16 protein-coding genes are annotated in these 15397 nt (G+C 62.0%); 5 read left to right on the plus strand and 11 right to left on the minus strand.

What is annotated here, in order from left to right:
- The 10 genes from E5W70_RS24625 to E5W70_RS24670 all read right to left on the minus strand — a co-directional run.
- On the minus strand, positions 1-658 hold a 658-nt coding region (locus E5W70_RS24625; RefSeq protein WP_292663368.1), incomplete at its 3' end, for an ABC transporter ATP-binding protein.
- A gap of 16 nt (positions 659-674) precedes the next feature.
- A complete protein-coding gene (locus tag E5W70_RS24630) occupies positions 675-1466 on the minus strand; it encodes an ABC transporter permease (protein WP_023675357.1) in 792 nt (263 codons plus the stop codon).
- Positions 1463-2377 carry an ABC transporter permease subunit gene (locus tag E5W70_RS24635; RefSeq protein ID WP_292663371.1) on the minus strand — a complete coding sequence of 305 codons (915 nt, stop codon included), beginning with the start codon at positions 2375-2377 and terminating at the stop codon, positions 1463-1465. The genes E5W70_RS24630 and E5W70_RS24635 overlap by 4 nt, the downstream gene beginning before the upstream one ends.
- 64 nt (positions 2378-2441) lie before the next feature.
- Positions 2442-3548 carry an ABC transporter substrate-binding protein gene (locus tag E5W70_RS24640; protein WP_292663373.1) on the minus strand — a complete coding sequence of 369 codons (1107 nt, stop codon included), beginning with the start codon at positions 3546-3548 and terminating at the stop codon, positions 2442-2444.
- Between the two features lie 240 nt (positions 3549-3788).
- On the minus strand, positions 3789-4961 hold the full coding sequence (locus E5W70_RS24645; RefSeq protein WP_292663375.1) for an iron-containing alcohol dehydrogenase: 1173 nt from the start codon (positions 4959-4961) through the stop codon (positions 3789-3791).
- A gap of 38 nt (positions 4962-4999) precedes the next feature.
- Positions 5000-5485, minus strand: coding sequence for a DUF2569 domain-containing protein (locus tag E5W70_RS24650; RefSeq protein WP_292663377.1), 486 nt, complete (start codon positions 5483-5485; stop codon positions 5000-5002).
- A 42-nt stretch (positions 5486-5527) separates the two neighbouring features.
- Complete coding sequence (locus E5W70_RS24655; protein ID WP_292663379.1) at positions 5528-6916, minus strand: aldehyde dehydrogenase family protein; 1389 nt, start codon at positions 6914-6916, stop codon at positions 5528-5530.
- A gap of 181 nt (positions 6917-7097) precedes the next feature.
- Positions 7098-8468 (minus strand): glutamine synthetase family protein, encoded by a 1371-nt coding sequence (locus E5W70_RS24660; protein ID WP_292663381.1) that lies wholly within the window; start codon positions 8466-8468, stop codon positions 7098-7100.
- Positions 8469-8553: 85 nt separating this feature from the next.
- Positions 8554-10116, minus strand: a complete 1563-nt coding sequence (locus E5W70_RS24665; RefSeq protein ID WP_292663383.1) for an amino acid permease — start codon at positions 10114-10116, stop codon at positions 8554-8556.
- A 22-nt stretch (positions 10117-10138) separates the two neighbouring features.
- The gene (locus tag E5W70_RS24670; RefSeq protein ID WP_292663385.1) at positions 10139-10963 is read right to left on the minus strand and encodes an N-formylglutamate amidohydrolase; all 825 of its coding nucleotides are present in this window, start codon (positions 10961-10963) and stop codon (positions 10139-10141) included.
- Positions 10964-11109: 146 nt separating this feature from the next.
- On the opposite strand from E5W70_RS24670, the gene E5W70_RS24675 reads away from it, so the two are divergent.
- The 5 genes from E5W70_RS24675 to E5W70_RS24695 all read left to right on the plus strand — a co-directional run bounded on the left by E5W70_RS24675 (position 11110) and on the right by E5W70_RS24695 (position 15015).
- Positions 11110-11937: a MurR/RpiR family transcriptional regulator gene (locus E5W70_RS24675; RefSeq protein ID WP_292663387.1), complete on the plus strand. Its 828-nt coding sequence runs from the start codon at positions 11110-11112 to the stop codon at positions 11935-11937.
- A 520-nt stretch (positions 11938-12457) separates the two neighbouring features.
- A complete protein-coding gene (locus E5W70_RS24680) occupies positions 12458-13273 on the plus strand; it encodes an SDR family oxidoreductase (RefSeq protein WP_292663389.1) in 816 nt (271 codons plus the stop codon).
- A gap of 39 nt (positions 13274-13312) precedes the next feature.
- Complete coding sequence (locus E5W70_RS24685; protein ID WP_031211357.1) at positions 13313-13807, plus strand: MaoC family dehydratase; 495 nt, start codon at positions 13313-13315, stop codon at positions 13805-13807.
- A gap of 140 nt (positions 13808-13947) precedes the next feature.
- Positions 13948-14589, plus strand: coding sequence for a TetR/AcrR family transcriptional regulator (locus E5W70_RS24690; protein ID WP_292663391.1), 642 nt, complete (start codon positions 13948-13950; stop codon positions 14587-14589).
- Between the two features lie 186 nt (positions 14590-14775).
- Positions 14776-15015 (plus strand): DUF680 domain-containing protein, encoded by a 240-nt coding sequence (locus E5W70_RS24695; protein WP_292663393.1) that lies wholly within the window; start codon positions 14776-14778, stop codon positions 15013-15015.
- Between the two features lie 99 nt (positions 15016-15114).
- Here the strand turns inward: E5W70_RS24695 and E5W70_RS24700 are convergent, their stop codons facing one another.
- Entirely contained in the window at positions 15115-15339 is a 225-nt protein-coding gene (locus E5W70_RS24700) for a hypothetical protein (RefSeq protein WP_292663395.1), read from the minus strand.
- Positions 15340-15397 lie beyond the last annotated feature (58 nt).

Raw genomic sequence — 15397 nt, forward strand, 5'->3', positions numbered from 1 at the left:
GCGTGCCGACTTGCTCGGCCTTGCCGCCATACATGACGGCGATGCGGTCGGAGATCGACAGCGCCTCTTCCTGGTCGTGGGTGACGAAGATGGTGGTGATGCCGAGCTTCTTCTGGATCGAGCGGATTTCCTCGCGAAGCGACACGCGCACCTTGGCGTCGAGCGCCGACAGCGGCTCGTCGAGCAGCAGCAGCTTCGGTTTCGGCGCAATCGCCCGCGCCAGCGCGATGCGCTGCTGCTGGCCGCCGGACAGCTGGTAGGGATAGCGGTCGCCCATCTGCGGCAGCTTGATGATGTCGAGCATTTCTGCAACGCGCCTGTCGGCATCGGCCTTCGGCATGCCGGCGACCTTCAGCCCGAAGCCGATATTCTGAGCCACGGTGAGGTTCGGAAACAGCGCATAGGCCTGGAACACCATGCCGACATTGCGCTGATTGGGCTTGAGCCGGGTGATGTCCTTGCCGGCCACGACGATCTTACCGGCGGACGGCTCCTCGAAACCGGCGACCATGCGCAGCACCGTCGTCTTGCCGCAGCCCGACGGGCCGAGGAAGGAGACGAATTCGCCCGGCTCGACGTCGAGGTTGAAATCCTGCACCACGGTGATGGGGCCGAAGGATTTTCGCACATGCTGGATTGAGAGGAATGGCTCGGTCATGGCTTTTTCCTTCGGGTCAGTTCGGACGGTTCGCCGATCGCGGCGCGAAACGCGACAGGATCTGGATCAGCGACATGCAGCCCCAGGTGATGGCGAAGGCGATGATGGCAAGCGCCGCCGGCTCGTAGGCGCGGTTGGCGCCGACGTTCTGCAGATAGGGTCCGAAGGCAGGCCGGTTGAGCAGGCTGGCCATGGTAAATTCACCGATGACGATGGCGAAGGTCAGGAAGGCGCCCGACAGCACCGCGATCAACACGTTGGGCAGGATGACCCGGGTGATGATCGTGCCCCAGCCGGCGCCGAGGATCTGCGCCGCCTCGGTCAGTGTCCGCACGTCGATCGTGCGAAGTCCGGTGTCGACGGCGCGATACATATAGGGCAGCGCCAGTGTCGCATAACCGATGACCAGCAAGGCATTGGCTCCTGTCTCGCTGGCCAGGAACGGCAGCGGTGAATTCGACCCGTACATTCTGATGTAGCCGAAGACGATAACGATGGCCGGGATGACCAGCGGCAGCAGCGTAATGAACTCGACGACGGGCCTTAGCTGCGGCAGCCGCAGACGAATCCAGTACGCCGCCGGCACCACCACCAGCACGCCAAGGACGATGGTGAAGATGGCGGCGACCACCGAATAGATGAAGGTCGCCTGGAAGCGGGGATCGCCGAGCACGACCTGATAGGCATCGAAGGAATAGGCGCCGCGCCGCATGCGCATGGAGAATTCCACGGTCGCGATCAGCGGAATGAAGAAATAGGCCGCGCCCAGTGCGAAGACGATCCAGGCCCAGAACCTGCCGGACTTCATTTGAGCCACCTCTCAGAGCGCGTCCGGAACCAGATGTAGAAGACATTGGCCAGCCCGGTGATGACGATCATGCCGAAGGCGATGGCGTAGCCGAGATGGGCATTGTGCAGCACGTCACCGCGGATCTGCGCGTAGAGCAGGATAGGAACGATATTAAGCGAGGAGCCGGTCAGAGCGTAAGCGGTGGCGATGGCACCGAAGGCGTTGGCGAACAAGAGGATGACGGTGCCTAGGAAGCTTGGCCAGATCACCGGAATGACGACCATGCGCCAGAACTGCGCCTGGGTCGCGCCAAGCGTTGCCGCCGCTTCGCCCCATTCCTTCTTCAGCCCATCGATCGCCGGCACGATGATCACCACCATCAGCGGGATCTGGAAATAGACATAGGTCAGCGTCAGGCCCCAGAACGACAGGATGTTGAAACCATGGGCATAAATGTTGAAGCCGACCAAGACGTTGAGCAGCACCGTGGCGAGCCCGAGCCGGCCGAGCGTCGCGAGAAAGGCGAAGGCCAGCGGCACGCCGGCAAAATTGGAGGCCACGCCGGAGAAGGTCAGTGTCGCCGAGCGTATCCACTCCGGCAGCCCGCCGCGCACAATGGCGATGGCAATGGCAAGCCCCGCGAAAGCACCGATCAGCGACGAGGCGAGGCTGACCTTGATTGAGATCCAGTAGGCGGCAACGATCGACGGCTGCGCCAAGGCCACTATGTTTTCAAAAGTGAATTCGCCGGCATCGTTCCGGAATGCACCCAGCATCAGATAGAGCGTCGGCAGAATCAGGAACATGATGGCGAAGATGAAGAAAGGCGCAACGCCAAGCCATTGCGTCGGCAGCCTCATGCTGCGGGCGTCGGCAGGAGGCGCGGTCTTCCCGGCAACAGCGTGATCGGACAACGAGATATCGGTCATGCGCCGGCTACCGTCCTGGAGGTATGCCGAGCGGCGATCTAAGCCGCCCGGCTGATCTCAAGTCTTACTTGACGTTGGCGCCGACGACGGCATCCCAGTTCTTGGTGATGGCTTCCTTGGCCTTGCCCTGCTCGTCGAGCGTCGGGAACGCCGCGGCTGCATAGGACTCGGCCGGCGGCAGCTTGGCCATCACTTCAGCCGGGAGCTTGCCATTCTTGGCGAGGTCGTTGAAGCGGATCGGGTGACAATAGCCCTTCAGCCAGCCGATCTGGCCTTCGTCGGAATAGAGATATTCCAGCCATAGCTTGGCAGCATTCGGGTGCGGCGCGTAGGCACTGATCGCCTGAACATAGACGCCGGCGACGACACCGGTCTTCGGCACGACGACGTCGACCGGCGGATTGCCTTTCAGCGTATCGCGGCCGGCAAGCGCGTTATAATCCCAGGTCACCAGGATTGGCGTCTGGCCTTGGGCAAGCGTCGCGGGCTTGCCGATGACCGGCACGAAATTGCCGGCGGCGTTGAGCTTCTTGAAGAAGTCGAGACCAGCCGTGCCGGCGGCTTCGCCGGCAGCCGCACCGCCGGAAAGGCCGGCGGCATAGACGGCCTGGATGGCCTGGTTCGAAGCGCGCGGGTCACCGGCGAGCGCCACGGTATTGGCGAATTCCGGCTTCAGCAAGTCGGCCCAGTCGGCCGGCGCTTCCTTGACCAGGTCCTTGTTCACCAGGAACGAAAGCACGCCGTAATAGTCGCCGGTCCAGAAGCCATCGGCATCTTTGGCGCTGTCCGGGATCGAGTCCCAGGTTGATACTTTGTAAGCCTGGATCAGGCCATCCTTCTTTGCGGTCGGGCCGAACGACAGGCCGACGTCGATGACGTCGGGCGCCTGCGGGCCCTTGTTGTCCTTGTTGGCCTTGATCGCCTCGACCTCGTCGCCGGAGCCGGCATCGGGGTTGAGTTCGTTGATGGTGAGTTCCGGATATTTCGCCTTGAAGCCGTCGATGACCGCGCCATAGCCGCACCAGTCATGCGGCAGCGCGATGACCGTGAGCTGGCCTTCAGCCTTGGCTGCGGCGACCAGTTCATCCATGGACTGGGCCGACGAGATGGCAGAGGTCGCCATCAGGGCGACGGCCGAAAGGGAAAGCAGTTTTCCCGTGAATTTGAACATGTGTTCTCTCCGTTGAACTGACGCCGTTGGACGCCTGCGATGCGGTATCGTTTTCGTGTGACAGCCAGATGAAAGCTTTGTGAAAGCGATGCCCTGCAGTACGAAAAAGTAAACTCTTTTTACCCGGCTGTAGCAATCGCTACGCCGTTATTTTTCCGGCTAACTAGTTTCGGCCTTGCCTTTCATCCTTCCCCCTTTCTTCGCCTCTTTTCCCAAGTGGATTCCAATGCGGAAGTTGTCTCAGACGGCGCCGGCGACGGCGTTTTCCAGCAGCGTCAGCGCCGCCTTCTTGGTCAGCTTGACCGGGTTGCCGCTGGCGGTCGGGTCGACCACCGCCATGTCGGCGATCAGGCCCTTGCGCTTCTTGTCCATGTCGAGCCCCTTGATCAGGCCGGGTAGTGCGTGCGGCACCTTGATCTCCTTGCGCAGCTTGATGATCGCCTTGGCAAAGCCGTCGAAGCCGCCCTTGATGCCGCAATAGGCGGCGAGCCGGGCGATGCGCGGCTCGATCGCCTCGCGGTTGAAGGCCAGCACATAGGGCATGAACACGGCGTTGGTCATGCCATGGTGGGTGTCGTAGAGCGCGCCGATCGGATGCGACAGCGAATGAATCGCGCCAAGCCCTTTCTGGAAGGCGGCGGCTCCCATGGCGGCGGCGCTCATCATGTTGGCGCGGGCGACCAGATCCTTGCCGTTGGCATAGGCTTTCGGCAGGTTTTCGAAGACCAGCCTGATGCCTTCCACGGCGATGCCGTCGGCCATCGGGTGATAGCCCGGCGCGCAATAGGCTTCGAGACAATGGGCGAGCGCGTCCATGCCGGTGCCGGCGGTGATGAAGCCGGGCATGCCGACCGACAGCTCCGGATCGGCAATGACGATCGCCGGCAAAAGCTTTGGATGGAAGATGACCTTCTTGGTATGGGTCGCTTCATTGGTGATGACGCCGGCGCGGCCGACCTCCGAGCCGGTGCCGGCAGTGGTCGGCACGGCGATGATCGGCGCGATCGCATCGGCATCGGCGCGCGTCCACCAGTCGCCGACATCCTCGAAATCCCAGACCGGGCGTGTCTGCCCTGCCTGGAAGGCAATCAGCTTGCCGAGGTCGAGCGCCGAGCCGCCGCCGAAGGCGATGACGCCGTCATGCTTGCCCTTCTTGAACACGGCAATGCCGGCGGTCAGGTTGGAATCCACCGGGTTCGGCTTGACCTCCGAAAACACGCCATACGGCACCTTGGCGTGGTCGAGGATCTTCAGCGTCGAGGCCACCACCGGCAGTTTGGCCAGTCCCGGATCGGTGACGAACAGCGGCCGCTTGATGCCGGTCGCCGCCAGCACCTCCGGCAGTTCCTTAATGCGCCCGGCGCCGAAGCGGACGGTCGTCGGGTAATTCCATTTGGAAACGAGTTTTGTCATTTCGACCTTCTTGACTGCTTTCATGCTCTCGGATGTCGTTAATTCACAAAGGTATTGGCCACTCGTTCTGAGCGCATCATGTACGGAATCCAGATGACTGCGCTCCAAACGGAACGGTAAATTCCGCGCATCGTTTCTCTGTCGAACGCATCAGCCAAGGCTGGAAAGGTCTCGGGAAAAACCAGATGCGCGGCCCATGGGTCGAGGATGGCATATACCGGCATCGCGACTGCCCAAATCATGTACCAGCCGGGGAATATCTCCCAGCGCTTGAACATGAAGAACAACAACAGGGCCGGGGCTGTAAAGCTTAGAACGCCTGCTGTCACCAGTTCGGCAACGAGCAGCGCACCTTGAGAAAAACTGAAGGCCTGCCAGTCGAAGCCGAGATAGTCGACACCAAACATTTGCATCAGCCCCAGTATCGGCGTGAGCATCAACCCGAGCATCGGCAGGACAAGCCATCCGCCGATACCCTCGGGACCTTCACGATCTGGCAGGGCCGATTGTTGCGTATCCGCCATTACTCCCCCTCAACAGCGATCGTATGCTTGTCGATCGCCACCTTAGATCGCTTCGCGCAGATGGTATGATTTCGGCCTGGTCAGATTGTCGTAGCCGATGGCCGACAGTGCCGCGCCCTTGCCGGTGTCCTTGACGCCGGTCCAGACCAGCGCCGGATCGAGATAGTCGCAGCGGTTCATGAACACGGTGCCGGTCTCGACGCGATCGCCGATCGCCGCTGCATGGTCCGTGTCGCGCGTCCAGATCGAGGCCGTCAGCCCATAAGGGCTGTCGTTCATCAGCGCGATCGCTTCCTCGTCGTTGCGCACCTTCATGATGCCGACGATCGGGCCAAAGCTTTCCTCGCGCATGACGCTCATCTGGTGGTCGACCTGGGTCAGCACTTCCGGCGCCAGATAGGGCGAACCTTGCCTGTCGTTGGCCACCTTCATATTGATGTGCGGCTTGGCGCCCTTGCGCAGCGCCTCGGCCTTCTGCTCGCGGATCAGGTCGGCGAAGCGCGCCTGCGCCATCGGCCCCATGGTGGTCGCCTGGTCGAGTGGATTGCCGACGACGTAGTTCTTCGTCTCGGCGACGAAGCCTTCGACGAATTCATCGTAGACCTTCTCGTGGACATAGACGCGCTCGATGCCGCAGCAGCACTGGCCGGAATTGAAGAAGGCGCCGTCGACCAGATTGGCAACGGCATGGTCCATCTTGGCATCCGGCAGCACATAGGCCGGATCCTTGCCGCCAAGCTCGAGGCCGAGCGTCATGAAGGTGCCCGCCGCCGCCTTCTCGATGGCGCGGCCGCCGGCGACCGAGCCGGTGAAGTTGACGTGGTCGATCTTGCCGGAGCCGAGCAGCCTTTCGGTCTGCGCATGGTTCATAACGAGGTTCTGGAACAGGCCCTTGGGCAGGCCGGCTCTGTCGAACGCCTGCTGAAAACGTTCGCCGACCAACAATGTCTGTGCCGCGTGCTTGAGGATGACGGCGCTGCCCGCCATCAGCGCCGGCACGATCGTGTTGACGGCAGTGAGATAGGGATAGTTCCACGGCGCGATCACCATGACCACGCCGAGCGGCACCTTCTTCACATAGCGGCGAAAGCCCTCCTTCGGATTGGAGGCCATGACCGGCTTCAGGGCCGCCTCGGCGATCTCGACCATGTAGCTGACGCGTTCCCTGACGCCGCCGAACTCACCGCCATAGCGCACCGGCCGGCCCATCTGCCAGGCGATCTCCGGCACGATCTCGTCGGTCATCGCGACCAGCGCCTCCAGCATGGCAAGCATGTACTTGCCGCGCTCGACGACCGGCGTCTGCGCCCACTTCTCCTGCGCCGCCTTGGCGCGCTCGACCGCGGCACCGATCGCCTGGTCCGTCGCCAGAGGCCGTTCGGCATAGATCGAACCGTCGACGGGGGATTTTATCTTGACCGTTTCGGCCATGCCTTGGATCCTCGCATTCTACAATAATTCTCGTTGGTCACGCCGCCCCTCATCCGCCTGCCGGCACCTTTCCGCCTATAGTGACGGAGAAGGGACAAGCTCCAGCGCTGGCGACCCCCTCTTCCCGTTCTTCACGAGAGGTAAAGGTGAAGGGCGGGCGGCGCCGACATTGCCAGGTCATTCAATACCGCTCGAACCCCCTGTGCAGTTCCCAGTCCGTAATCCGGCGGTCGTATTCGAACTGTTCCCAGTGTGCCGTGTGGACATAATGTTCCAGCACATCGTCGCCGAGCGCCTGCCTCAGCATTTTCGATTCCGCCAGCGTCGCGGTGGCATCGCGCAATGTCTTTGGAATTTCGGGCAGCTGCGAGGCCTGGTAGGCGTTGCCTACGAAGGGCTTCTGCAGTTCAAGCTTTTCATCGATGCCGGCAAGCCCGGCCGCGATCAGCGCCGCGAAAGCCAGATAGGGGTTCAGATCGGCGCCGCCGATGCGGCATTCCATGCGGATGCCCTTGGTGGCCTCGCCGCAAAGACGGAAACCGGCAGTGCGGTTGTCTTCGCTCCACATGATCTTGGTCGGCGCAAAGGTGCCGGCCTGGAAGCGCTTGTAGGAGTTGATGTAGGGCGCCAGGAACCAGGTGAATTCCTTGGCATATTTAAGCTGGCCGGCCGCCCATTGCTGGCCGAGCGTCGACAGCGTCCACTCGGCATTTTTGTCGTAGAACAACGGCGTCTTGCCGTCGGCGCTCCACAGCGAATTGTGGATGTGGCTGGAATTGCCGGCGAGCCCGTAATTGTACTTGGCCATGAACGAGATCGCCTTGCCTTCGGACTCGGCGATTTCCTTGGCGCCGTTCTTCAGGATGACGTGGCGGTCGGCCATGTCGAGCGCCTCGGCGTAGCGGACATTGATCTCTTCCTGGCCAGGACCCCACTCGCCCTTCGAATTCTCGATCGGGATGCCGGCCGCCTCCATCTCGTTGCGCAGCCGGCGCATGACGCCTTCTTCCTTGGTGGTGATGCCGATCTGGTAGTCGCCGATATAGGGCGAGGCCGTCTCGAGGCCCTGCCAGTGCTTCTTGCGGGCGGAATCGTAGGTTTCGCTGAACAAATAGAATTCGAGCTCGGAAGCGAAATAGCCGATATAGCCGCGATCCTGCAACCGCTTGACCTGCTTCTTCAGCATGGCGCGCGGCGAATGCGCCAAGTCGTCATGGGTATGGTGGTCGAGCACGTCGCAGATCACCAGCGCCGTCTTTTCCAGCCACGGAACGCGCCGCAGCGTCGCAAGGTCCGGCTTCATGACGAAATCGCCATAGCCCTTCGACCAGCTCGCCGCCTTGTAGCCCGGCACCGGTTCCATATCGATGTCGGCGGCCAAGAGATAGTTGCAGCCATGCGTCTCATCATGCGCGGAATCGACGAAATACCGGGCCAGGAACCGCTTTCCCGCGAGCCGCCCCTGCATGTCGACGATGCAGGCCAGCACGGTGTCGACCTCGCCGCTGGAGACCGCTTGCTTCAACTGATCGAACGAGAAATTTCCGGCCATTCCTTTGGCACTCCAGTGCTTGTCGTTTTGAAAAGGGAATGAAAACCATGGCCGACGCGATGCCGGCCATGGTCACGAGAGAGCGTCAGGCGCCCGCTTCGCCGACGGCTATCTCGGCTGCCTTGATCGCCGCCTGGCGCTTTGCGATCTGGTCGCCGATGGGCGGACCCTGGAAGCGGCGGTTCTCGAAACCGAACCAAAGCACCGCGGTCAGTACAATGAAGCCCAGGGTGATATAGAGCACTTTGTCGTTCGGCGGCTGGATGGCGATGTAGAAGATGATCGCCATGCCGATGACCGACAGGATGCAAAACAGCTTGAACAGGCCGGCGCCGAGATTCCATGGGCCGGGATTCGGCCATTTCGCCGTTCCGAAAGTCATCATGCCGAGCGCGATCGGAATGGTGAAGGACAGGAACAGGAACACCAGCGTCGAATTGACGACGATGGTGTAGATGTTGGTGCCGCCGATCGAAATGAACTGGGCAAGAAAGACATAGATGATCTCGAGGAACGCAGCGGTCCAGATGGCGTTGACCGGCGTACGCCAGGTTGGGCTGACTTTGGCGAGCCCGGCCGAACCGACCGGCATGCCGCCGTCGCGAGAGAAGGCAAACAGCATGCGCGAGGCCGACGTCACCGTGGCGAGTCCGCAGAGGAACTGCGAGATCAGGATTGCCAGATAGAGCAGTTCTTTCAGCCAGCCCGGTAGGATTGCATCCATTGTCGAGAAGAATACGCTCCAGCCCTGCTTGGCGCCTGCCGCCAGGTCCGGAATTGCCAGAACGATCGCGCAGACCATCGCCCATCCGATCAGCGACGACCAGAGCACGGACGAAATGATCGCCCGCGGAACAGAATGCGCTGCCTTCAGCGTTTCTTCCGAAGTATGCGCCGACGCATCATATCCGGTGATGGTGTAGACCGGCAGCAGAAGGCAGAGCAGGAACAGGTAGCTCATGGAATCCGACTGTGGGAAGACACCGCCGCCGGCATCACCCGAATAGTTGGTGAAGGTCCACAGCCGCGTGATGTCGATTGCGGGCGCAAACACTAGGCAGGCAACGATCAGCACAGCTGTTGCGCCAAGGATCAGGAAGCCGGAAGCGTCAGTCAGCATGGCGGTCAGCTTGATGCCGAAATGATTACAGAGCGCCTGGATCACGGTGATGACGGCAACAAATCCGACAATCTCGCCCGGAGTACCGGTAATGCCGAACCAGCTCCCGAACGTTCCAACGAAGAAGAATGCGGTACCGATATTGATGGCGCCCAGCACGGTGATCAGGCCGAGCAGATTAAGCCATGCGGTGAGCCAGCCAGTGAACCGGTTCCCTAGAATGGATGCCCAGTGATAGAGGCCGCCTGCCGTCGGAAATGCCGAGGCGATCTGGGCCATGGCGAGCGCGAAAAATCCCGAAACCATGCACCCGACGATCCAGCCGATACCGGCGCCGGCGCCACCGATGGACGACGTCGCCTGCGCGAAGGAATTGATGCCGCCTGAGAGGATGCAGATGATCGAGAACGAGATCGCGAAATTCGAGAAGCGGCTCATGCTTCGCGAAAGTTCCTGAGCATAGCCCATTCCGTGGAGAACTTTCAGGTCCTCCTTCTTGTCAACTTCGCTGTAACCCGGTGCTACCATTTTGAAGTCCCCTTTTGGTTTCTTAGCTGGCCGATTGAACTGACTTTCCGACTGCGCTTGGTCTGGAGGCCTTGGCCGCTTTGGGCTCCAGATTGAGAAAGATATCCGTGAGCAGATCCGCCCATTTCCGCTGCCCGGCTGCGCCGGAAATCTCGTCGTTGCGGATTTCGATCATCGCGCAGGGCAGCCCGCGCGAGCGGGCATGGCGTTCCAGTGTGAAATAGACGCGGTCGGCCGGCGAATAGGGTTCATTGACGCCGACGGTGACACCGGCAAGCTGCTGCAGCGCCGCGATCAGTGGCGCCGCCAGCCGGCGGTCCTCGTCATGGATGATGCCGATGTGCCAGGGCCGGCTCTTGCCCTTGTAGACCGGCGTGAAGGAATGGATGGACACCAGCCGCGTCTCCCGCCCGGCCGCCAGGCGCTCGTCGATGATCGTCGCGATCCGGTCATGGAACGGCCGCCAAGCCAGCGCGATGCGCGCCTCCCGCTCGTCGGCGGAAAGTCCCTGGTTGGCCGGGACCACGGTTTTTTCGCTGGTGCTGACCGTCACTATCAGGTCCGGCGCATCGAGCGGTCGGTTGCAATCGATGACGAGCCGCGAAATGCAGGTCTCGACCAGCGTCGCATCGAGCACCTCGGCCATGCGGCGCGCCACCGGCAAGGCGCCGGGATCCCAGGCGATGTGGCGGGAAAGCTCCTCGGCGGCAAGGCCGAGCGTTCCGAATTCCGGCGGCAGGAAATTGGAGGCGTGGTCGCAGGTCAGCACGAAAGGGCTTGATCCGCCGGGGTTCGTCACCCTTACGGTTTCAGGCGATGCAAGGCTGGCGGGCCGTGCTGTCTCCATTGTCTGCTGTCCCCGGGGAGCGCTGTACCGTATGTTACGTATTTTGCCTCATTGCGTCCCTGCGGATGATTTCATACAGTTTGGCCGGCTTTGTCAAACGCGATTTCGATAACGCGGTAACGGCCCGGCCAGGGTGGGGAAAAAACATGGTTTCCAGCATTGCCGAACTGATCTCCGACCGCATCGGCACCATGCCGGCCGGCGAGCGGCGGGCAGCGCAAACGCTGATCGCCAGCTATCCGCTGATCGGGCTGAAGACGGTCGCCGAATTCTCGGCCACCGCCGGCGTATCGTCGCCGACGATCCTGCGTTTCGTCGCCCGGCTCGGCTTCCAGAACTATCCGGAATTCCAGTCGGCGCTGCAAGACGAGTTGGCGGCGCAATTGCAGTCGCCGGCCTCGCGCACGCTCAATCCCTCCTCGCAGGGCAGCAGCGCCGTGTCGCCGATGCTGGAGGCGACGCTCGAGAATATGCGCGAGACCTTCCGGCACCTTTCGGACAAGCAGCTTGCCGACATCGTCGCCAAGCTGGCCGACCGGCGCGGCAAGACATTCCTGATCGGTGGCCGCTTCACCGACCCGCTGGCGCGCTACATGGCCGCCCACCTCGCTATCATCCAACCCAACGTCTTCCATCTCGCCGGCCAGGAAAGCGTCTGGCGGGACCGGCTGATCGACATGGGCAAGCGCGACGTGCTGGTGATCTTCGACATCAGGCGCTACCAGGACAGCCTGATCCGTTTCGCCGAGACCGCCAACCAGCGCGGCGTGCAGATCGTGCTGTTTACCGACCAGTGGCTGTCGCCGATCGCCCGCTTCGCCCGCCACGTCATCGCCGGGCGCACCGCCGTGCCTTCGGCCTGGGACTCATCCGCCGCACTTTTCGTCGTTGCCGAAACGCTGATCGGCGCCGTCACAAGGCAGCTCGAGGCCGAGGGCGCCAAACGCATCCGCGAGTTGGAAAGCCTGCGCTAGCGCAGGCTTTCGGAAAGGCACGCTCCTGGCCGGGCCTAGTCAACCAAAAAACTGACCATCTGCAGAATCAGGATCAGCAAAAAAACGCCAAAGACAGACGCAAAGACCGCTGCCAGCAGGACGGTGCGTTGTTTCTTACCCATACCTTTCGCCTTGAAAGCATAGTCCCCGTCCACGAACACGAATGTCAGTCTCGCCCCACTGCTCGGCCACCCTCCCGACTCCTCAAGACCCGCCTGCGGCTTGGGCGGAGGAGTAATGACGACTGGTTCACGTGCGAAATGAACCGCTTACCAAGGTGCTCGCTAACGGGAATGGCCGCATCATTCATCCGACCCATGTCACGGCCGAACGAACACCTTGCATTTCGGGCTTAACCATTCAGCCGCTAAGCGTGCCATCGCCCCGGTCCAGGTACTTTATCCGTGGCGAGGATGATCGAAGTTCGGCTAGCCTTGTCGATGCGAAGCCGCTCCTTGAACCACCTGTCGAACAGCGGTGAACTGCGCGGAGGAATTCCATGAGCTATCTGGACGAGCTGTTCTCAGTCGCCGGCAAGACGGCGCTGGTCACCGGCGCCGCCACCGGCATCGGCCGCATGGCGGCGACCGCTCTGGTCAGAGCCGGCGCCGTCGTGATGATCGCCTCGCGCAAGGGTGAAGATTGCGTCAGGGTTGCCGGCGAACTGAACGGGCTTGGCGCCTCCGGCCGGGCTGAGGGTTTCGCCGGCGACGTCTCCAGCGAGGCCGGCATCGCGGCGCTCGTTGCCGAGGTCAGGGCGAGGACCGAGCGGCTGCATATCCTGGTCAACAATGCCGGCATCTCCTGGGGCGCGCCGCTGGAAAGTTTTCCCTACCATGCCTGGGCCAAGGTGTTCGGCGTCAACGTCACCGCGGTCTTCCACCTGACGCGCGAATTGCTGCCTCTGCTCGAGGCCGCCGCCAGCGATGCCGACCCGGCCCGGGTGATCAATCTCGGATCGGTGATGGGCACGCAGCCCTTGGCGGAAGACGCCTACTCCTACTCGGCCTCGAAGGCTGCGGTTCACCACCTGACGCGCATCCTGGCGATCGAATTCGCCGCCCGCCGCATCACCGTCAACGCCTTTGCGCCTGGCCCTTTCCAGAGCCGGATGACGGCCTTCGCCACCGGCAACGAAGACCAGGCAAGACATGTCGGCAACCATGTTCCGATCGGCCGCATCGGCGCACCGGATGACATTGCCGGCGCAACGCTCTATTTGTGCAGCCGTGCCGGCAGCTATGTCACCGGCGCCATCCTGCCGATCGATGGCGGGCAGTCGGTGCAACACGGGCTGACATTGTTCAAGGAATGAGACGCACGCCATCCGGCGAGTGAAATGCCGGGGGTGAAGATGGAGGACATCAGCGTGGAACCGATCAGTCTCGATGTGCTTCTGGCCAATGTCGGCAAGGAAGTCGGCGTGTCGCCATGGCGGGTGGTCACCCAGCGCATGATCGACCAGTTCGCCGATGCCACCGACGACCATCAGTTCATCCATTGCGATCCGGAACGCGCCAGCCGCGAGACGCCGTTCGGCGGCACCATCGCGCACGGCTTCCTGTCGCTTTCGCTGTTGTCGGCGATGACCTTCGAAACCATGCCGCCGCTGGAAAACAGCAAGATGGGCGTCAATCACGGCTTCGATTCGCTGCGCTTCCTGGCGCCGGTGAAGACCGGCTCGCGCATCCGCACCCGCTTCGTGCTGGCCGACGTCAAGGTCAGGCCGTCGGGCTGGGTGCAGACTGCCCACGACGTGACGATCGAGATCGAGGGCTCGAAAAAACCGGCGCTGACTGCGCGCTGGCTGACGCTGACGCTGATCGAACGCCAGCCGGAAGCGGTTTGACTGTTCGTCAGAGGCAGTAAAAAAGCTGGAAAGCGTTTCGTCTGTCCAGGCGTCGTCGAAGGCCGATTTGAATACTGCTTTGCCCTGTTCCGTACAGTGTATATAATTTGCCAACCACCAACGAATAAGGGCAGTCGGAATTGGCATTAAGCGTCCAGGAGCGCCGCGAAAAACAAAAGGCCGAACTGCGTTCCGAACTTGTCGACGCCGCGCACAAGCTTGTCCAGGAAGAAGGCTATGACGGCCTCACCATCCGCAAGCTCGCCAAGCGCGTCGGCTATGCGCCGATGTCGGTCTATTCCTATTTTGCCGACAAGCAGGACATCCTGTTCGCGCTGGCCGAGGATGCCTTCGAGACCTTGGCCAGGCGCATCGCAAATCATACCGCCGACGACCCGATCGAGGCGCTCAAGGCGGTGCTGGTCGAATACGGCGCCTTCGGGCTGGAAAATCCCAACGAGTACCGCACCGTTTTCATGACCGAAAAAGTCAGGCCGCCGACCGGCAAGACCTTCGCCGAAATGGAGAGCGGCAACCCGGCGATGAAAGTGCTGATCGAGAGGGTCGAAGCCTGCGTTGCCGCCGGCAGGGTCAAAGGCGATCCGCGCGCCATCGCCACCATGTTGTGGGCAGTCGGCCACGGCGCCATCTCGCTGCTGATCACCTTCCCGTTCTACCCGTTCGGCGACCAGACGACGTTCATCACACGGATCGGCGACATCATGCTCGAAGCCATCGCTGCGCACGAGATCGCGCCGCTCACGCCGCCGGTCAATTGCTGAAGAGCAGCGCTTCTCCCGATCTGTAGGATTCTCCGAACGATCCGCGCCCCGGCGCCGAGCGTTCGGCAATTCCTGCGCTCAACTTCTCCGTACATGTACGAATTCACTTGAACTCCCTAAGTCACGGGCGTATCTGTACACAATGCCGTACATGTACGAATCCAACGCTGAAACCGGAGACAGACCATGAAGAAGGCAATTCTCGCGCTCGCCGCCCTGCTGGCGCTCTCTGGCGCCGCATTTGCCGGCGGCAGTCAGCCAGCCAAGCAGGAAGCGGCCTGCATCGGCACCAAGACCGATGTGAAGCTCGATTGCGCGCCGACCGGATCGCTTGAAAAGGTGGATGCCGCGACCCACAAGGCCGACAGCAAGGGCCCGAGGCTCGGCATCGGCATTGACCCGTGGATCGTGCCAAGCAGCTTCTGAGCCGATCGGGCGACAATACGCGATGAGGACCGCAAGGGCGGCAGCAATTTCCGGCCGCACATCGTGCCGGCCTCAGCCCTGCTTATCAGGCCGTCCAGATCACTTCTTGCGCTTCTGTCCCGCCACGCTTTTGGGCTTGCCGGGTCTTGCGGGTGCGCCGGGAATGGCCGTTCCGGTGATCGACACCGGATCGCTGGCCGGGAATGTATCCTCGAGGCCTTCCTCGAGTTCCTCTTCAATATCCGTCCCAGTGCGCTGCTCGCCTTCGAAAGAGCGCACGGCCGGCGTCTTGGCCGGCGACTTCGGCGCGGAGTTCGACGGCATTTGCATTCTCCCTCGGCTCGCTGTCGCAGAACGGTCGGGCACGGCGAACATGCCTATG

The sequence above is a fragment of the Mesorhizobium sp. genome, assembly GCF_005063415.1.
In the GTDB taxonomy this organism is placed as follows: domain Bacteria; phylum Pseudomonadota; class Alphaproteobacteria; order Rhizobiales; family Rhizobiaceae; genus Mesorhizobium.